This is a genomic window from Cytobacillus pseudoceanisediminis (genome assembly GCF_023516215.1).
Taxonomy (GTDB): Bacteria; Bacillota; Bacilli; order Bacillales; family Cytobacillaceae; genus Cytobacillus; species Cytobacillus pseudoceanisediminis.
The window spans coordinates 2,519,442-2,539,287 of record NZ_CP097349.1 but is presented as its reverse complement, the minus strand read 5'-3'; the positions used below and the strand labels follow the sequence as shown (position 1 = coordinate 2,539,287).

The window sequence follows — 19,846 nt, the reverse complement described above, 5'->3', positions numbered from 1 at the left end:
TGAACTCTCCTTATTCCGGCAGGAAGTCATTAGTAAATGCTTTGCCTGCATCTAATTCTTTATCTAAAAGACCATTTTCATGCATCCAGTCTGCATAGTTTTCCCAGACTTCAAGCTTTTGTTCACCCCATCTTGAAGCATCATCCTGATAGCGGGGGATAGCCATTCCTGGCTTTTTTTGACCAATTCGCTGTCCAGATCCGGAGCATTCTTTAACAAAATATCTGCTGCTTCGCCAGGTTGATCGATTGCAAATTCATATCCCCTTGCTGCTGCTTTTACAAATGCTTTGACAGTATCCGGATCATCTGCAATCATTTTTTCGCTGGTTGCGAGAACGGGCGTGTAGTAATCCAGTTTTTCTGAGTAGTCGGTAAGGTAGACCATATTAATCTTTTCCCCCGAAGTTCTGCTTCTACACCTGTCCATCCATAATAAATCCATGCGAAGTCTATATCTCTTTTAACAGCTGTAAAAAAGTCAGCATCCCCCATATTAACAATTGAGACCTTATCAATATTAGCGTTTTCCTTCTTCATTAGGGAGTCTATTACCGATTTTTCTACAGGTGCCCCCAGCCGCCATAAGTTTTTCCTTCAAAGTCTTTCGGCGATTTAATGTTTTTTTCGGCAGGGGATGCAAAACCGGAAGTATTATGCTGAATAACAGCTGCTATCGATACAAGGGGAACGCCCTGTACACGTGCTTCCGTGATGCTTTCCTGATAGCTGACACCAAAATCAGCCTTGCCTGATGCAGTCAATTGATCTGCACCTGCTTCACCTGGCATTATAATTTCTACATCGAGCCCTTCTTCTTTAAAATATCCTTTGTCCTTTGCGGCATATAAGCCGGTATGATTGGTATTAGGTGTCCAATCCAGTACAACAGTAACTTTTTTCAAATCTTGTTTGCTGTCTGAATCTTCGCTTCCAGTCTGATTATCCGGTCCATTGCCGGCACAGCCTGAAAGAAGCAGCAGCGAACAGATAGCTGCAATCCACTTTTTCATAAGTACTCCTCCTAAAAAACGTTATGTAATAAGGAAAGTTAATGATAGTCTGCCCTGAAAAATAAAAACGCCCCGGTATAAACCAGGGCGCATATAAAAAACATTTAGTATGTTTAAGAATATGTTCCCTACGCTGGTATGAGCCAGATCAGGTTCAAAGGGTCAGCATCTTAATGATGAAGTCTCAACCGGCATACCGGTTCCCCTACATTTCTTGCTATTTAATTTTGACAGCATAAATACTTTCCATCATTATTATAGCAAATAATATTAAAATGCACAGAAAATAATTATTTCATTCCAATCGTCCTGCTCTCTTTCCAAATTCTGAATTTTTCAAGTTCACCTGTAATTTGGCTAACGGCAAAACCAAGGACTGCTACATCATCTAAGATTCCCATTCCTATTAAAAAGTCAGGAACAAGGTCTATTGGGGAAACAAAGTATAGTATGGAAGCAATAATAAAGATAATCGATTTTTTTGAAATATGCCGGTAATCGCCTTTAGACCATGACTTTACTAAATCGATCAGAAGCTGAAACTTTTCCCATATATCACTTAATGAAGATTGGTTTTTATCTGCTTTAAGTGTAGCCTTTCTTAAAAGTCCTTTTGTTTTTTCAGGATCGTCCGCATAACGTTTAGCCCTGGATGAAAATTTTTTATAGCCGTCCTTATAAACTTTGGTTTCTATTTCAGGCATAGCTATCACTCCTATATTGATAATTCGCATAAACAGTTATAATCTAGTATTTACCGCATACCTGACATGACATAAACATTTCATTGGGAGAAATAAATGGAAATCAAATTTAACCTGTGACAAAACCTTATTGGGAGCTGATATCTATGCTTGAGAAATGGCTGAAAGAATCAAATTATACAGTAATATTGACTGGAGCAGGAATGTCGACAGAAAGCGGACTGCCTGATTTCAGGTCTGCCAATAATGGATTATGGAATGGGAAAGATCCTGGGAAAATAGCCAGTACAAAAGCATTGAATGAAAATGTGAACGAATTTATAGAATTTTATCGGCACAGGGTAATCGGGCTTAAGGAGTGTAATCCCCATCAAGGGCACTATATTCTTGCAGATTGGGAAAAGAGAGGTATTATTAAGAGCATTATTACCCAGAACGTGGATGGATTTCATGGACTCGCGGGAAGTGAAAAAATATCAGAGCTCCATGGGAATCTGCAGACACTCCATTGCCGGAAATGTAAAAAAGAGTTCCCGAGCGAGGGGTATTTGCATGGTCAATTCCAATGCCGTTGCGGGGGTGTGCTCCGTCCTTCAGTGGTTCTGTTTGGGGAAATGCTCCCTGAGGAGGCCTTAGATTTCGCAGCAGATGAAACAGAAAAAGCAGAACTTTTTATTGTTCTGGGATCATCCTTGACTGTAACACCTGCAAATCAGTTTCCGCTGATAGCCAAACAAAAAGGAGCAAAACTTGTGATTATTAATATGGAACCTACGGATTTCGATATTTATGCTGATAAAGTGATTCATGACCGCAAAATTGGTGAAGTGCTGGATGAACTTGATAGAGCCTTCAAATAGTCAAAAAACATGAAATCATAGCACTCATGCTATGATTTTTTTATCAATCAACTATAATGGACAATGAACATGATTACTACTGCCTCAAGCGATATGATATATAAGGAGTGTTCAGCATGTTATCAAACATCGGTATTCCAGGTTTAATTCTAATCCTGGTTTTGGCTCTGATTATTTTTGGACCCAAGAAACTTCCTGAAATAGGAAGAGCGTTCGGGGAGACATTAAAAGAATTTAAGAAATCTACCCGTGAACTCACAAAAGATGATGACAATGATAAAAGGAAATAACCTATTCAAGTGGTTTAGAACCGGCTTTGCAGACAATAGTCTCGAAGCCGGTTTTTTATTTTCTGGCTTTCGAAGCGAGTGAATGGGTATAGAAAAGAGAGAAATGAAAAAATGGTTGACTAACATGTATATACAAGATAAAATGAAAGCGTAAACAGTTCATGTATATACAAGTTGGTTTGCTAAATTGGATAGAGTTGTAAATGGCGAGAACAATAAATAAAAACCTTATAACTGTTTTTTTCTATAATATGAAAACGGTAACAGGAGGAGAGCGAAGAATGGCTACGAATAAAGAGTCAGCAGAGCAAATTGTAGAAGCTATCGGGGGCAAGGATAATATCGCAGCGGCTACTCATTGTGTTACACGTCTGCGTTTTGCCTTAAAAGATGAGGGGAAGGTCAATAAAGAAAAACTCGAAAATATAGATGTAGTGAAAGGTTCCTTTTCCACAAATGGACAATTCCAGGTTGTCATTGGACAAGGCCTTGTTGATAAAGTGTATAAAGAAATGACAGAAGCAACTGGAATAGGCGAATCATCAAAAGAAGAAACAAAAAGTGCTGCTGCTGAGAACTTAAATCCATTGCAGCGCGGCATTAAAACACTCGCAGATATTTTTATTCCAATCCTTCCAGCTATCGTAACAGCCGGTTTGCTGATGGGGATAAACAATATTATGACAGCACCGGATATTTTCTTTGATGATAAGTCTTTTGTTGAAGTTTATACTAACTGGGCTGATCTGGCTGGCATCATTAACCTGATTGCCAATACTGCTTTCGTATTCCTTCCCGGTTTGATTGGATGGAGTGCTGTAAACCGGTTTGGCGGAAGTCCTCTTCTTGGTATTGTGCTAGGTTTAATGCTAGTGCATCCGGATCTTTTAAATGCATGGGGCTATGGTTCTGCTGAAGAAGTTCCGAAGTGGAACTTATTCGGGTTAGAAATAGAAAAGGTAGGTTATCAGGGGCAGGTATTGCCTGTATTATTTGCTTCATACGTATTGGCTAAGATAGAAGTATTTCTGAGAAAAAGAATCCCTGATGCTTTTCAGCTTCTAACTGTCGCGCCGATCGCTTTACTGATCACTGGGTTTCTTTCTTTTATTGCTATTGGACCGATCACATTCATGATCGGCAGCTGGATTACAAATGGGGTTGTCGGAATCTTTGATGCTGTTCCAGCCCTTGGAGGCTTGATTTACGGTGGATTATATGCCCCTCTCGTTATCACTGGTATGCATCATACGTTCCTGGCAGTTGATCTGCAGTTAATCGGCAGCATTGGCGGCACGTTTTTATGGCCGATGGTTGCATTGTCTAATATAGCTCAGGGTTCCGCCGCTTTTGCCATGATGCTGTTAAGCAAAGGGAACGAAAAACTGAAAGGGCTTGCGCTAACTTCTTCAGTATCAGCGTGGCTGGGCGTAACAGAACCGGCAATGTTTGGCGTAAATCTTCGCTTTAAGTACCCGTTCTTTGCAGCGATTATTGGGTCAGCAATTGCAGGAATCTTCATCACTATTAATGGAGTTAAGGCACCGTCGATAGGTGTAGGAGGCTTGCCGGCATTCTTCTCTATCTTTGCGGAAAATTGGGGTTCTTTCTTTATCGGAATGGGTATTGCACTTGTCGTACCGTTTGTATTGACCTTAGCCTTCTCTAAATTTAAAAAAGCAGAATAGAAAGATTGATGCCATGGGGTTCTATGATTCCATGGTATCGCCATTTCTTGGGGCATGCACACAAATGTTAAAAATCGGAGGTCGCCATATGAAGAAGCAATGGTGGAAAGAAAGTGTAGTTTACCAGATATACCCGCGGAGCTTCATGGATAGCAATGGAGATGGAATAGGAGATTTGCAGGGTATCATCTCCAGGCTGGATTATTTGAAAGAGCTAGGGATTGATGTGGTCTGGCTTTCTCCAGTATATAAATCGCCAAATGATGATAATGGCTATGATATAAGCGATTATCAGGATATTATGAGTGAGTTTGGAACAATGGAAGATTGGGAAGAACTTCTCGGAGAGATGCATAAGAGAGAGATTAAACTCATTATGGATCTGGTGGTGAACCATAGTTCAGACGAACATATCTGGTTTGCAGAGTCCAGGAAATCCAAAGACAATCCATTCAGGGATTATTATATATGGCGCGAAGGAAGGAATGGAAAAGAGCCGAATAACTGGGGAAGCAATTTCGGGGGATCCGCCTGGAAACTTGATGATAAAACAGGAGAATATTATTTGCATCTGTTTTCAAAGAAACAGCCAGATTTAAATTGGGATAATCCGAAACTTAGAAATGAAATATACGACATGATGACTTGGTGGCTGGAAAAAGGCATTGATGGATTCAGAATGGATGTGGTCAACTTTATTTCCAAAGTAGAGGGACTTCCTGATGATGAACCAAAGCCTGGAAAGAAATATGCTTCTGGAAGCAAGTATTATCGAAACGGCCCCAGAATTCATGAATACCTGCGGGAGATGAATGAAAAGGCGTTAGCGAAGTTTAATGTTATGACTGTTGGCGAAATGCCCGGTGTGACTCCTGAGTGGGCCAGGCAATATACAGGGGAATCACGAAATGAGTTAAATATGGTCTTCCAATTTGAACATGTTAGCCTGGACAACGGGCCAAACGGCAAATGGGATCTTAAACCCCTTGATCTGTGTGACTTAAAACTAAACCTGACAAAATGGCAAAATGAGCTGGATAAAGCTGGCTGGAACAGCCTTTACTTTAATAATCACGACCAGCCCCGCTCTGTTTCAAGATTCGGCAATGACGGAGAGTATAGGGAAAAGTCGGCTAAGATGCTCGCAACATTGCTTCATATGATGAAGGGAACTCCTTATGTTTATCAGGGCGAAGAAATTGGAATGACGAATGTTTGTTTCTCAAGCATTGAAGAGTACAGGGATATAGAAACACTTAATTTTTATAAAGAAGCACTTAACGATGGCTGGACAGAGGATAAGGCCCTTGAAAGCATATACGCAAAAGGGCGTGACAACGCCCGGACGCCGATGCAATGGGATTCTTCCGAGCACGGAGGTTTTTCGGATGGAACCCCTGGATAAAAGTAAACCCTAACTATAAAGACATTAATGTGGAAAAGGCCATGAAAGACCCTGATTCTGTTTTTCATTACTATAAAAAGCTTATTGAACTTAGAAAGAAAAATGAAATTATTGTTTACGGCAGGTATAACCTAATACTTGATCAACATCCTGAAGTGTACGCTTATACAAGAACATTGGGCAATCCGACCCTTCTTGTCTTGTGCAACTTCTATGGAGGAAACCCTGAAGTAGAACCCCTGCATACATTCAGGAAAAGAAATTTGAGGCACTGATTGGGAATTATAAAGATATACAAATTAACAGAACAATTAAGCTGCGTCCCTATGAAGCTCAGGTCCTTCTTTTTAACAGCTAAAAACCCAATTTCTAAAAAACTAAAACAGGTGTGATTCTAATGAAACAACCATGGTGGAAAAAATCAGTAGTATATCAAATTTATCCAAAAAGCTTTAACGATACGACAGGAAATGGGGTTGGAGACATTCCTGGAATTATTGCCAAGCTTGATTATTTAAAAGAATTAGGTGTGGACGTCGTCTGGCTGACACCAATTTATAAATCTCCGCAGCGCGACAACGGATATGATATTAGTGACTATTTCAGCATTCACGAAGAATACGGAACTCTAGCTGACTTTGAAAAGCTTCTTGAAGAGGCACATAGCCGGGACATTAAAATCATTATGGATATTGTAGTAAACCATACTTCCACAGAACATCAATGGTTCCAGGAAGCAAAAAAATCAAAAGACAATCCATACCGTGATTTTTATATTTGGAAAGACCCTAAGGACGATGGAAGCGAACCGACAAACTGGGAATCAAAATTCGGTGGAAATGCATGGAAATATGATGAAGCAACCGGCCAATACTATCTCCATCTTTTTGATGTCACGCAGGCGGATCTAAATTGGGAAAATGAAGAGCTTCGCCGAAAAGTGTATGACATGATGAAATTCTGGTTTGAAAAAGGTGTAGATGGCTTCAGACTTGATGTAATCAATCTGATTTCTAAAGACCAGGAGTTTCCCGATGATGACGGATCTGTGCCTCCGGGAGACGGCAGAAAATTCTATACAGACGGACCTCGTGTACACGAATTTATGCATGAAATGAATGAAAATGTATTTTCAAAATACGATAGTATGACTGTTGGCGAAATGTCCTCCACTTCCATTGAACATTGTATAAAGTATTCCAATCCTGAGAGGGAAGAGCTGAGCATGACTTTCAACTTTCATCATTTGAAAGTGGATTACCCAAATGGAGAGAAATGGGCAATCGCTGAATTTAACTTTAGAGCGTTAAAGCAGATTTTATCAAGGTGGCAGACTGAGATGCACAAGGGCGGAGGCTGGAATGCTTTATTCTGGTGCAATCATGATCAGCCCCGAATTGTGTCAAGATATGGTGATGACAGGAAATATCATCGTGAATCTGCTAAAATGCTGGCGACAGTCATTCATATGATGCAGGGAACCCCTTATATTTATCAGGGTGAAGAGTTTGGCATGACAAACCCAGGATTTGAAAACATTGGAGACTACAGAGATGTAGAATCACTGAACGTTTATAATATCCTTAGGGAAAAGGGAATGAGTGAAGAAGAAATCATAAATATTCTCAAAAGCAAGTCTCGCGACAATTCCCGGACCCCGGTGCAGTGGGATAGTTCTGAAAATGCCGGTTTCTCCGATGGAACGCCATGGATAAATGTTGCAACAAATTATATGGAAATAAATGCCGAAAAAGCATTGAAGGACGGAGATTCTATTTTTTATCATTATAAGAAGCTGATCCAGCTTCGCAAGCAATATGATATTATCACGTACGGAGACTATGAACTGATTTCTGAGGAGCATCCTAAGGTATTTGCTTATGTTCGAAATGGCAATAATGAAAAGCTGCTGGTCGTGAATAATTTCTATGGGGAAGAAACATCATTTATCATTCCTGAACACCTTCAGGCAGACGAATATAAAGATGAGATCTTACTGTCCAATTACAATCAGTCACCTCCGGCAGCACAGACCATTAAATTAAGGCCGTATGAATCCGTTATCTATTATTTAAAGAAATAAGATCAAAAAATCCTCCCGTAAACAGCGGGAGGATTTTTCACATGATTTTTAAAAAGCATTCCAGCTATGGCAGCACTTAACATAGAAGCCAGGGCACCTGCTGCAACTGCCTTCAGGCCAAGACGCGCAATGTCCTGCCTGCGGTTAGGTGCCAGTCCGCCAAGCCCTCCAAGCAGAATGCCCAATGAAGAAATATTGGCAAATCCGCAAAGGGCAAAGCTGACGATTGCGACCGTTTTATCAGATAAATTTGGAATATCCGGTGCAAAAGCAGAATAAGCAACGAATTCATTCAAAATTAACTTCTGGCCAATATAATTTCCGGCCTGCACAGCTTCTGACCATGGAACGCCTATTGCAAATGCAAGAGGCGAGAAAACATAACCCAGAATGATTTCGAGCGTTAATCCCTCGAAGCCGAATAATCCTCCAACCCATCCAAGGAGACCGTTAATCAATGCAACCAGAGCAATAAAGGCAAGAAGCATCGCTCCGATATTCAAAGCCAGTTCCAGCCCGACACTTGCACCTTTTGCGGCTGCATCAATGACATTGGCTGAGTCGCTATCCACTTCCATATCGAATTCTTTAGGCTCTTCTTTATCCTCTGTTTCAGGAAGCATGACTTTGGCCAGTATTAAACCCGCCGGTGCAGCCATAAAGCTTGCAGCCAAGAGATATTCAAGAGGCACACCCAAAAGGGAATATCCGATTAAAACAGATCCTGCCACAGAAGCAAGGCCGCCGGTCATTACCGCAAATAACTCAGATTTTGTCATATTGGCAATATAAGGACGGACAACAAGCGGAGCCTCTGTTTGCCCTACGAATATATTTGCTGCTGCCGACATGGACTCTGCTTTTCTGGTTCCGAGTAGCTTTGACAGCCCCCGCCAAGGATTTTTATGAAAAACTGCATAATCCTTAAATAATAGAGGACAGAAATCAATGATGAAAAAAAGATTACCACAGGCAGGACCTGAAGTGCGAAAACGAAGGTGATACCCGATTCATCTGTAAAAAGGCCGCCAAATAAAAAATTAATTCCCTGATTAGCGTAATTGATAATATCGTTTACCTTCATTGTTAGCCATTCTAAACCTTTTCTGCCACCTTCCCACTTTAGAACGAGAAAGGCGAAAATCAGCTGAATGGCAAGCCCACCCGCAACAGTTCTTAAACTAATGGCCCTTCTGTTGCTTGAGAGCAGGAAAGCTAATCCTAAAACGACAATGATACCGAATATTCCCCAAATAAAATTCATATTAACACCTCTTAACTATGTAATTTTCCCTTAAAGGAAGCTCAAGGGAGGATTCTGGCAGTACTCCTATTCCCTAATGAAACTGCTTGTAAAGCTCAATAGTTGTATTATGTGCAAAAGGAATAAATTAATGAAAAAATCTATGCATGCAGCATACATGGTGAAAATAAAAAAGATGAGCAAGATGCTCATCTTTCTGTATTTTTCTCGATATATTCAAACAGAAAAGACTGACCGTTTCTGTAAAATCGGGGATCATAGAGGCCAAGCCTTTCATCATCATCAACAAGAACGACAAATGGGGACCATTCATAAAGGGTTCTAGCTTCAGGACGCTGAGAAAACAATTTATCTAAATCAGCAGTTTCTCTGGATTGAAGCACATATTGAGTTTCCTCTTTCTTAAAAAGGTTATCATTAAAGATGATTACCTCATCGTCTTTTTTGGTTATAACTGAAAAGGTCCATGGAATAAAATCTGCCGAGAGGGCAACTTGATCATATTGATCATCATACTGCTTATAAATAATAAATCCCTGAGTGCTTTGGATGATAACATGCACCAACAAAAAGGCCCATGCCACTCTAAAGTAGTAAGGTGATTTCAGTTTGTTTCTTCTAGAGTAAATAAAAGCAGTTCCCATGATGAACCAAATCACTAAATCAACAATAGGAATCGTGCCAAAGGTAATCCTCATATTTGAAAATGGCTCCAAGTATCCCGTTCCCCATGCATTGAATAAATCACTTGTATTATGTATGAAAACTGCAAGCCAACCCAGCAGGAAAAGCTTCTTATCCTTAACTTTGAAGAGCAGGAAGGATAGCAGAAAAAACAGCAGAGCCCAAACCGGAGTAAGAAAAACTGAATGGGTAATGCCTCTGTGCCACATCTGATAAAGTCCTTCTGTATCCCATAAGCGGGAGATGACATCAATATCCGGAATTTGGCTTGCCCCCACGGCGGTAAGCAAGTACGCTCTCTTGGTGTTCTTATCCATATCTCGTTTATTAACTGCACCGTAAAGGCCCAAGCCGAATAAAGTATGAGTAATTGTGTCCATTTGCAACCTCCTTTTTTATATTTTGTTTCACTATTATAAGCCTGAAAAAGATTTATAAAAAGAAATATGCAATCTTAAAATGCGTTGCAAACTTTACTTCGGAGCGATAAAATTGAAGGTATTGCAATAATTAAGTGTCACATTGATTGCTTGATAAAGTGAAACTTCAATCTGTGGGGGTTCATCCCCCGCTGATTGTAAGTTGAGGCCCGCACGATGTGGGTCACAAAGACGTTGCCACAGGATAAGGAAAGCTACAGAGCGATACATCGCACGACCGAAAGCGGCAGCTTTTGGGAGGACGTGGCATTCTTAGTCTTTGTGCTTCATTCGGGCCTATACGGGCAGTTTAGACTCCCGCTTACCCATTCTCAATTTGCTATGTGTACGACATGGGAGTCAAACTGACCGTTAGACTGCGATAAACAAATTTTCATATAAGTAAGTGAGGAACCAATATGTCCAAAAATTTTAAAGAAGAAGTTTTATCCCGCCGCACCTTTGCAATCATTTCCCACCCGGATGCCGGTAAAACGACGCTGACAGAAAAACTCCTATTATTCGGGGGTGCCATTCGTGACGCGGGTACAGTTAAAGGAAAGAAGACAGGCAAGTATGCAACAAGCGACTGGATGGAAATTGAAAAGCAGCGCGGTATTTCTGTTACCTCCAGTGTGATGCAGTTTGAATATGATGGTGCGCGCGTTAATATTCTAGATACTCCTGGTCACCAGGATTTCAGTGAAGACACGTATCGTACGCTGACAGCCGTTGATAGTGCTGTTATGATCATTGACTCAGCGAAAGGCATCGAAGAGCAGACACTTAAATTATTCAAGGTCTGCCGCATGAGAGGAATTCCGATCTTTACATTTATGAATAAGCTTGACCGCCAGGGAAAGGCACCGCTTGAGCTCCTTGCGGAATTAGAAGAGGTCATGGGAATTGAATCATATCCTATGAACTGGCCAATCGGGATGGGGAAAGAATTCCTCGGAATTTATGATCGGTTTAATAATCGAATTGAGCAATTCAGAGTAGAGGAAGAGGACCGCTTTATTTCACTGAATGAGGAAGGCGAAATAGAGGGAAACCACTCCATTAAGGATTCTGGTCTATATGATCAGACTCTTGAAGAAATTATGCTGTTAAATGAAGCGGGCAATGAGTTTTCAAGAGAGAGAATTGCAAAGGGAGAATTGACCCCTGTGTTTTTTGGAAGCGCGCTGACCAACTTTGGTGTACAGACATTCCTTGAGTCTTATCTCCAATTTGCACCGCCGCCGCAGCCGAGGAATTCTTCAGCAGGTGAAATTGATCCGCTGTCAGAAGAATTTTCTGGCTTCATATTTAAAATTCAGGCAAATATGAATCCTGCTCATCGCGACCGGATAGCATTTTTAAGAATTTGTTCAGGCCAATTTGAAAGAGGCATGGCTGTAAATATACCAAGAATCGGAAAGTCCATCAAGCTTGCGCAGTCCACACAATTCATGGCTGATGACAGAAGTACAGTCGATACTGCCGTAAGCGGGGATATCATTGGAATTTATGACCCGGGAACTTACCAGATTGGCGATACGTTAACGGCAGGTAAAAATAATTTCCAATACGAACGTCTACCTCAATTTACACCTGAGCTATTTGTAAAAGTAACTGCCAAAAATGTCATGAAGCAAAAACATTTTCATAAGGGCATCCAGCAGCTGGTGCAGGAAGGAGCCATCCAGCTGTTTAAAACAGTAAAAATGGAAGAATACCTTCTCGGTGCAGTTGGACAGCTGCAATTTGAAGTTTTTGAACATCGCATGAAAAATGAATATAACACAGAAGTTTATATGGAAAGGCAAGGCTCCAAAATCGCCCGCTGGGTAGAAGGCGATGAGGTCAACGAAAATCTTTCCAGCGGAAGAAGTCTCCTGGTTAAAGACCGTTATGACAAAAACGTTTTTCTTTTTGAAAATGACTTTGCACTCCGGTGGTTCCAGGAAAAAACCCGGATGTAAAACTATATAATCCGATGGACTCAGAATAATCATGCGGCCTCTTTTAGGGGCCGTTTCTGCTTTTGGTCCCTGTAAATGATCAGCCTCTCTTCTCCTGATTCAATTCCTGTAAATTCCTCTGTCACTCCTATTGACATATTCATCAATAGATAATATAGTATTAACACATCCGCTTTAGTACTAAAAAGCGTTTAAGTTAAAAAGCAGGAAGTTCAATCTCGATAAAAATATAGACTTTGTCCGCAGAAGAAAGTAGAGCAGTTGCCGGCAGCAGATAGAAACTGAATGGGTGATGAAAATTCAGGCAGCAATTGGTCGAAATACAACTGCATTTCACAGGACATTCTCTTTAAGCGGGTAAGCATAAATGGCTTATCAATTAGGGTGGTACCGCGGAGCTCCTTCGTCCCTATAGGCGAGAGGGCTCTTTTTGTTTGCTCTCGAATTTCTTGTATTTTTTTAGGAGGAATACATTATGCATCAGGAACATGCAGCATTGAATTTGAAGCCGCTTGAGGCACTTATTGTCACTCTATTAATCCTTGGAGGGATCAGTTATTCTATTATTTTCGCAGGGGCAGTGCCTCATATTCCCGTTGTTTTCGCGATAATGGGGTTAATTGCTTACGGTTTAATAAAAAAAGTATCCATTACACAGCTGGAAAAGGGGCTGATAGAAGGTGCCCAGTCCGGATTAGGGGCGATTTTCATTTTCTTTTTAATCGGCATGCTGATAAGCAGCTGGATGGCAAGCGGAACCATTCCAACATTTATTTACATGGCTTTGGAAGCTGTTAATGGAAAGTTCTTTTATGCCATTGTGTTTGTGGTAGCATCAGTGATTGGCATGAGCATTGGAAGCTCGCTTACAACGGCTGCTACATTGGGAGTGGCCTTTATGGGAGTCAGCTCTGCTTTGGGTCTTTCGGATGCGATTACGGCAGGTGCAGTTATTTCCGGTGCTTTTTTTGGAGATAAAATGTCTCCGTTGTCTGATACAACTAATCTGGCATCATCGACAGTTAAGGTGGATTTATTTGAGCATATAAAGACCATGGCATGGACAACGATCCCTTCGTTTATTATTTCTTTGGCAATTTTTGCTGTGCTGTCACCAGGCGAGGCAGCATCTGATTTTTCAAAAATTGCCCAGCTGAAAAAAACTCTGCTGGATGAGGGGCTGGTACATTGGTACTCCCTAATTCCATTTGTCATTTTGACAATACTGGCCATTAAAAGAGTATCGGCTATCATCACGCTGTCAGCCGGAATTTTATCGGCTTTAATCCTGGCCATCTTTGTTCAAAACAGCTTCGGTTTCGAAAAAGTGATGTCATTGCTGTTTTCAGGATATGTCTCAAAAAGTGGTTCAGAGGAAGTAGACGCACTATTATCAAGAGGCGGCATGGAAAGTATGATGTTTTCTATTTCATTGGTATTGCTTGCACTTTCCATGGGAGGCTTATTCTTTAAGCTTGGCATTCTTCCAGCTTTGCTTGAAGGAATCAAAGGTGTTTTGAATCGTGTGTCCTCTCTAGTGGCAGCAGCAGCAGGAACAGCAATCGGCATTAACTTCCTGCTTGGAGAACAATATCTGTCGATTCTCTTAACTGGGAATGCGTTCAGAGAGCCTTTTGAAAAAGCCGGTCTGCACCCGAAAAATCTTTCAAGGATTCTTGAGGATGCCGGCACCGTGGTAAACCCGTTAGTCCCGTGGAGTGTTTGCGGAGTTTTTCTGGCAGGTGTACTAGGGGTGGAAACAGCAGCTTACATGCCGTTTGCGTTCTTCTGCATACTAAGTCCAGTTATTACTCTTATCTATGGATTCACTGGTTTAAAAATCGAAAAAATTGAGAAAAAAGCAGCTGTGTAATGCTGCTTTTTTCTGTGGGCAAAGGTTTAGGCAATGTCTTTTTTGGGGTGATTGAGCCCCTTTAAAGTCATAGATATTGTTCTCTATCACCATTCAGCAGCACACTGATTTCTTGCATAGTGATAGCTGCTTTAATATAGTTAAAATGTGTTTATATCTATCTTGCAGCCGTCATATATTTACTGACTTTGAAAGGAGCAGAATGTGTGCGAATAAGTGATTTTTCAATCAAAAGGCCAATCTTTACATTGGTTACGATGTTCTTAGTGCTTATTTTAGGGGCTGTCTCCCTTATGAATATTCCATTAAAGCTCATACCCGATCTGAATCCTCCTGTAGGAGTAGTAGTAACTTCGTATCCAGGAGCAAGTCCCGATGAAGTTGTGGAAAAAGTAACAAAGCCGCTCGAGGAAAATTTGGCAACATTGCCGGGGATTAAAACCTTAACTTCTACCTCGCAAGAGAGCGCAAATTTCATTCTGATGCAATTTTCCTGGACGACAGATATTGATGAAATACAAAATGAGGTTATTCAAAGACTGGACCAGACACAGCTTCCTGATGAAGCCGATAAACCGCGATTTATGAAGTTTGATCCTGCCCAGTTTCCTATCATACAATTATCCCTTAGTGCAGATGAAGAGCCTGAAGCATTGAGAAGGCTTGCAGAACAACTGAACCTGGAGCTGACCAAGGTTAAAGGAGTAGCAAGCGTAAATCTCTCCGGAACAGCCATTAAGGAAGTAAGGGTGGAACTTGATCAGGAAAAACTAAGAGATTTCAAACTAAGCCAGGCAGATGTTGTCGATGTAATTGAATCCAATAATATTTCAATGCCGGGTGATCCGGTTTTGACTGAGGGAAAAGAACTGACAACCAGGATCATTAGTTCCATAGATTCCCTTGAAACGCTGAAAAAACTTACTGTAACAGTTGACCCTGCAACAGGCGATAAAGTAAGCCTTGAAGATATTTCAGAGGTTCAGCTGGCCAGCCAGGATGATCGCACTATCACGCGCACAAACCATTCTCCATCTGTCTTGCTGAGTGTCCTGCAGCAGTCAGACGCTAATACGGCAGAAGTTTCAAATCAATTCATACAGAAATTGGATGATCTTCTTGAGAAAGAACAGTTTGAAAATATTGAATCAGAAATTCTTTTTGATCAGGGGGATTACATAAAGCTTGCAATAGGGAATATCTCCAATTCACTGATTCTTGGCGGTGCTTTTGCGATGATTGTGCTATTTTTCTTTTTGAAGAATGTTAAAAGCCCGCTTATTATTGGCATCTCAATTCCTTACTCTGTTATTTTTACGTTTGTTTTAATGTATTTTTCAAATTTCACCTTAAATATTATGACGCTGGGCGGATTAGCGCTTGGAATTGGGATGCTGGTGGATAATTCCATTGTAGTTATTGAAAATATTTACCGCCATTTATCAATGGGGAAAGATCCTAAAACGGCCGCCAGCGATGGAGCAAAAGAAGTAGGCGGTGCGATTACTGCTTCAACACTAACGACTGTCGCTGTATTCCTTCCAGTAGTATTTATTACTGGAATCATCGGTGAATTGTTTAAGGAGTTTGCCCTGACCATTTCCTTTAGCTTATTTGCATCTCTAGCTGTTGCACTGACAGTTGTGCCAATGCTGGCGAGCCGGCTGCTGAAGTCTCCAAAAGCAAATATTGAGACAAAAAGGCAGGAATCAGGCTTAATGCGTTCACTTGAAAAATCAATTAAGTGGTCTTTGCGGAATCGCGCAGTGGTAATAGCGATCACCATGCTGTTATTGGCAGCGGGAAGCTTTGGAATGACCACCTTAGGCACACAATTTCTTCCAAATACAGATGAAGGCTTCTTTACGGTGCGTATGGAGCTTGAAAATGGCACTGCACTTTCAGAAACTGAAAAAGTTATATCTGATTTAGAGGAAGAATTAAAGGATGAAGAAGAGGTAGATACATATGTCAGCCTCATCGGAACTACACAGGAAGGATCCTTCCGGGGCTCGAAGAATGCCAATATCGCTGAATTGTACATCAAAATGAAAGGGCTTGATCAGCGTGAAAGATCAACCTTTGAATTTGCCGATGATATCAAAAAGGATCTGGAAAATGCTGCATCAAAGGTTAATGAAACTGCCGAACTCTCATTTAACATGCAATCCTCATCCGGTACAGCTCCGAATACTCTGACTTTCAGTGTAAAGGATACAGATCCAAATCGCTTAACGGAAAATGCAGATAAAATCTATAATAGATTGAAGGACTTAGATGATGTAACAGAATTATCCACTGACCTTATGGATACAGTTGAAGAAATTCAAATTACTGTGGACCGTGAAAAGGCACTTGAGCAAGGCCTGGCTCCTGCCCAGGTAGCCATGGCAGTAAATGATGTAACACGTGGCAATCGGGCAACACAAATGATAGATGAAGAATCGAATATATATGGCGTTTTTGTTGAGTACGATCGGGAAGTCACACAGGATATTGATAATTTAAAAAAATTGCTTATAAAAAAGCCTGATGGAAATTATGCTGCTCTGAGTGACGTAACTAATATAGAACGCGGAGAAGGACCGGTCAATATTCAGCGCATCAACCAGCAGGATGCTGTTCAATTTACATTAAAGTACAAGTCTTCAACAAACATGGGTGCCATGTCAAAAGCAGTGGATAAAGAAATTGCTGATCTGGATTTGCCGGATGAAACGGAAATCGTTTTTAGCGGTGACAGGGAGTTGCTGGAATCATCCATTGATGACCTGATTCTGGCCTTTGTTCTGGCAATCATCTTTATATATCTTGTCATGGCAGCCCAATTTGAGTCGCTGAAGTATCCTTTAGTTATCATGTTTACTGTGCCTCTCATGGTGATCGGGGTGGCAATTGCTCTTACAGCAACCCAAACACCTATTAGCTTAACAGCAATAATCGGGATTATTGTGCTGGCAGGAATTGTAGTTAATAATGCAATAGTCATTGTCGATTATATTAACCAAAAGAAAGAAAATGGCCTTAAGACCTATGATGCCCTAATTATTTCCGTTAAGGACCGTGCAAGACCGATACTTATGACAGCTTTAACAACCATACTTGGGTTAGTTCCTCTTGCCCTTGGTTTAGGGGAAGGTACTGAAATTAACCAGCCTATGGGAATTGCTCTGATAGGCGGGCTGATCAGCAGTACATTCCTGACACTATTTGTGATACCTGTTGTATATAGTTTCTTTGACAAGGATACAAGGCGGTTAAATAAAATGTATGCAACACCGGATGGCCATTTAGTGCCAGCCTATCTGCTTGAAGAAAGAGTGGATAAAGACTGGAATCACAATAAAAGTGCAGAAGACAAAAATCAGCTTCAAACCTCTGAAGCCAGTTCCTACAGCAGAGATGATATGGCAGCCATGCTGGAAGAGTTGTTAAAAATTGTAAAAGAAGATAACAAAGAAAAAAAGAACACAACAAGGATGAAAATACTTAATCCGTGCAGGCTCCTTCGATAAGAAGGGGCCTTTTGTCATGGCGTTTCAAAATGGAAATAACTTCCTATTGGATTTTCAGGAAAATATCTGGAAAATTCATTGATAATTGACCTATAAACAGAGCACAATAAAAGTATCGACTTGTAGCTGGTGGTAATGAAATGAAAAAATTCAGTAAACTAGAAGCAGTTTTTTGGAGTATTGCATTGCCTGGTTTTAGCCAATTATTAATGGGGAAGCTGTGGAAGGGAACTTTATTTGTCGCGCTTGAATTCATCATTAATGTATACAGCCATTTTAATTCAGCCATCATGCTCAGTTTCATGGGAGAAATTGACAAAGCGGTTCATGTCCTAAATTATCAGTGGCTCATGTTTTACCCTTGTCTTTACATGTTTGCAATGTGGGATGCATATCGTACTGCTATGCCGGAAAATGAAGAATTATCTTTCCTTCCCTTTGTGTTCAGTGCCTACTTTGTGACAGTAGGACTTATGTACTCAACCAAGCTGAAATTATTTGGGATTTTTTCGGGCCGGTCTTTCTTCCTATGCTCTTTGTAATTCCGGGTGTATTCACCGGTCTATTGATCAGGTGGATCATTTTGAAATGTAGAAAGCACCCGGTGGAAAGTTAAGATGGCACATCATTTAATTAATGAAAAAAGCTTTGGCACACTAATCAATTTAGTGATGTTAAAGCTTTTTATCTTTTTTAAAAATAAATTTTTTAATAACCCCCAAAAATCTCTTTCATGAATCCGTACAGTTGTAATGAACAAGCGGCCGCTTTAATTAAATTTTGAGGTGAAATTATTGAAATTTTTATCCAGTAAAGAAATGAATAAAATGGCAAAAAGCACACTTGCACTGGTAATTGCGGGAACATTCACATTTTCAGCCGCAACAGCCTTTGCAAGTGAGAACAAGGAAGATGAAGAATTTGAAACAGTTGAAATAAAAAATGATCCTTCAGCTGAAGCAACTGCTGAATCAAAAAAGATGCAGCAGAATCCATTGAAAATGCTAAAGAAGAGCTTAATGAAGAAGCCCCATCTCTATTGCCTGGAAGCTACTTCTACTTTGCAAAGCTTGCATTGGAAAAAGTGAAGCTTGCTCTAACTTTTGATGACATTAAAGATGCAAAATTGCTTGCCGATTATGCTTCAGAGCGTATGGCGGAAGCAGAAGCACTTTTTGCTGAAGGAAAGGGAGAAGAAGCTTTAGAAGCAATAGAAAAAGCACTGGAACAGATGGAAAACGCTGAAACTATCGTTGATGAAGAAGCGAATGAAGACCTGGGAAAATCAATATCAGATGAGGAGGACAACGGTAATCTAGACGAATCAGCTGAAGTGGAAACTCCAGATGAAGACGATGCAGACCGTGAAGCTTCTTCTGATAATGACACGGCCAACAAGGAAACTGAAGATGAAATAAAAGAAATCTTTGCACAGAATATCATTGCCCTTCAGGCAAATCTTGCTAAGTTTTCAGAAAGATTCGATGAAAACCATCCCTCTGTTTTAGCGATGCAAAAGAACATTGCTAAGTTCACTGAAAAATGGTCTGAACAATTGATAGAAGAAAAAGAATATACTGGAATTGACCAGGCTGGGCAATCTTCAGAAATGGCGCATGCTCCGATTAAATCTGAAGAAGCTGAAGCAGCAGAAGATCCGGAGAAAGAGATGGATGAATCAGCTTCTGAAGAGAAAACTGTGTTACCTGAAAATGCCGTGAAGGTGTCTAAAGAGGTAAAAGATTCAGCTAAAGCTGAGAAGAAAAAAGAGGCAAAGGCTTTAGAGGCTAAAAAGAGAGCAGAAGCAAAGGCGGCACGAGAAGAAGCTAAAAAAGCAGAAAAGGAAGCACGCGAAGCAGCTAAACAAGCTGAAAAAGCAGAACGTGAGGCAGATTGGAAAGCAGCAAAAGAACAGCAGGCAAAGAAAGTTCAAGAAAAGCAGGCAGAGGCAAAGAGCCATGCCGGCAAAGGAAAATTGAAAGCTGAAGAAGTAAAAGGTCAAGGAAAAGAGAATAAAGGCAACTGATTTATGCTGGAAAAGAAAGCTCCTCGAGGCTTTCATTTCCTTTGCCAATAAACAAA

10 protein-coding genes, 5 pseudogenes and 1 riboswitch are annotated in these 19,846 nt (G+C 40.7%); of the genes and pseudogenes, 11 read left to right on the top strand and 4 right to left on the bottom strand.

Annotation, left to right across the window (positions count from 1 at the left end; genetic code table 11):
• Positions 1 to 10 precede the first annotated feature (10 nt).
• Both M5V91_RS13550 and M5V91_RS13545 read right to left on the bottom strand, forming a co-directional pair.
• A pseudogene (locus M5V91_RS13550) lies at positions 11 to 1,012 on the bottom strand (ABC transporter substrate-binding protein).
• A 108-nt stretch (positions 1,013 to 1,120) separates the two neighbouring features.
• Positions 1,121 to 1,229: riboswitch (TPP riboswitch) on the bottom strand.
• A gap of 73 nt (positions 1,230 to 1,302) precedes the next feature.
• Positions 1,303 to 1,716, bottom strand: coding sequence for a YkvA family protein (locus M5V91_RS13545; RefSeq protein ID WP_019381598.1), 414 nt, complete (start codon positions 1,714 to 1,716; stop codon positions 1,303 to 1,305).
• Between the two features lie 146 nt (positions 1,717 to 1,862).
• Between M5V91_RS13545 and M5V91_RS13540 the strand changes: the two genes are divergently transcribed.
• The 5 genes and pseudogenes from M5V91_RS13540 to treC all read left to right on the top strand — a co-directional run bounded on the left by M5V91_RS13540 (position 1,863) and on the right by treC (position 8,042).
• Positions 1,863 to 2,576 carry an NAD-dependent deacylase gene (locus M5V91_RS13540; protein WP_251174391.1) on the top strand — a complete coding sequence of 238 codons (714 nt, stop codon included), beginning with the start codon at positions 1,863 to 1,865 and terminating at the stop codon, positions 2,574 to 2,576.
• Positions 2,577 to 2,692: 116 nt separating this feature from the next.
• Positions 2,693 to 2,866, top strand: coding sequence for a twin-arginine translocase TatA/TatE family subunit (locus M5V91_RS13535; RefSeq protein WP_009331100.1), 174 nt, complete (start codon positions 2,693 to 2,695; stop codon positions 2,864 to 2,866).
• Between the two features lie 281 nt (positions 2,867 to 3,147).
• Positions 3,148 to 4,554 (top strand): PTS system trehalose-specific EIIBC component, encoded by a 1,407-nt coding sequence (gene treP, locus M5V91_RS13530; RefSeq protein ID WP_071160482.1) that lies wholly within the window; start codon positions 3,148 to 3,150, stop codon positions 4,552 to 4,554.
• 88 nt (positions 4,555 to 4,642) lie between these two features.
• Positions 4,643 to 6,317, top strand: a pseudogene (locus tag M5V91_RS13525) (glycoside hydrolase family 13 protein).
• Between the two features lie 39 nt (positions 6,318 to 6,356).
• Entirely contained in the window at positions 6,357 to 8,042 is a 1,686-nt protein-coding gene (gene treC, locus M5V91_RS13520; protein WP_251174390.1) for an alpha,alpha-phosphotrehalase, read from the top strand.
• Between the two features lie 2 nt (positions 8,043 to 8,044).
• Here treC and M5V91_RS13515 read toward each other — a convergent pair.
• Together M5V91_RS13515 and M5V91_RS13510 are read right to left on the bottom strand one after the other, a co-directional pair.
• Positions 8,045 to 9,306: pseudogene (locus M5V91_RS13515) on the bottom strand (NupC/NupG family nucleoside CNT transporter).
• Positions 9,307 to 9,494: 188 nt separating this feature from the next.
• Positions 9,495 to 10,370 carry a metal-dependent hydrolase gene (locus M5V91_RS13510; protein ID WP_019381602.1) on the bottom strand — a complete coding sequence of 292 codons (876 nt, stop codon included), beginning with the start codon at positions 10,368 to 10,370 and terminating at the stop codon, positions 9,495 to 9,497.
• A 458-nt stretch (positions 10,371 to 10,828) separates the two neighbouring features.
• Between M5V91_RS13510 and M5V91_RS13505 the strand changes: the two are divergent.
• The 6 genes and pseudogenes from M5V91_RS13505 (at position 10,829) to M5V91_RS13480 (ending at position 19,790) form a co-directional block, all read left to right on the top strand.
• Positions 10,829 to 12,405: pseudogene (locus tag M5V91_RS13505) on the top strand (peptide chain release factor 3).
• Positions 12,406 to 12,851: 446 nt separating this feature from the next.
• Positions 12,852 to 14,249 carry a Na+/H+ antiporter NhaC gene (nhaC, locus tag M5V91_RS13500; RefSeq protein ID WP_071160474.1) on the top strand — a complete coding sequence of 466 codons (1,398 nt, stop codon included), beginning with the start codon at positions 12,852 to 12,854 and terminating at the stop codon, positions 14,247 to 14,249.
• 206 nt (positions 14,250 to 14,455) lie between these two features.
• On the top strand, positions 14,456 to 17,764 hold the full coding sequence (locus tag M5V91_RS13495; RefSeq protein ID WP_284522206.1) for an efflux RND transporter permease subunit: 3,309 nt from the start codon (positions 14,456 to 14,458) through the stop codon (positions 17,762 to 17,764).
• Between the two features lie 140 nt (positions 17,765 to 17,904).
• Positions 17,905 to 18,380, top strand: a pseudogene (locus M5V91_RS13490) (hypothetical protein).
• Positions 18,381 to 18,558: 178 nt separating this feature from the next.
• Positions 18,559 to 18,852, top strand: a complete 294-nt coding sequence (locus M5V91_RS13485) for a hypothetical protein (protein WP_284522205.1) — start codon at positions 18,559 to 18,561, stop codon at positions 18,850 to 18,852.
• Positions 18,804 to 19,790: a DUF5667 domain-containing protein gene (locus tag M5V91_RS13480; RefSeq protein ID WP_284522204.1), complete on the top strand. Its 987-nt coding sequence runs from the start codon at positions 18,804 to 18,806 to the stop codon at positions 19,788 to 19,790. The genes M5V91_RS13485 and M5V91_RS13480 overlap by 49 nt, the downstream gene beginning before the upstream one ends.
• Positions 19,791 to 19,846: the final 56 nt, after the last annotated feature.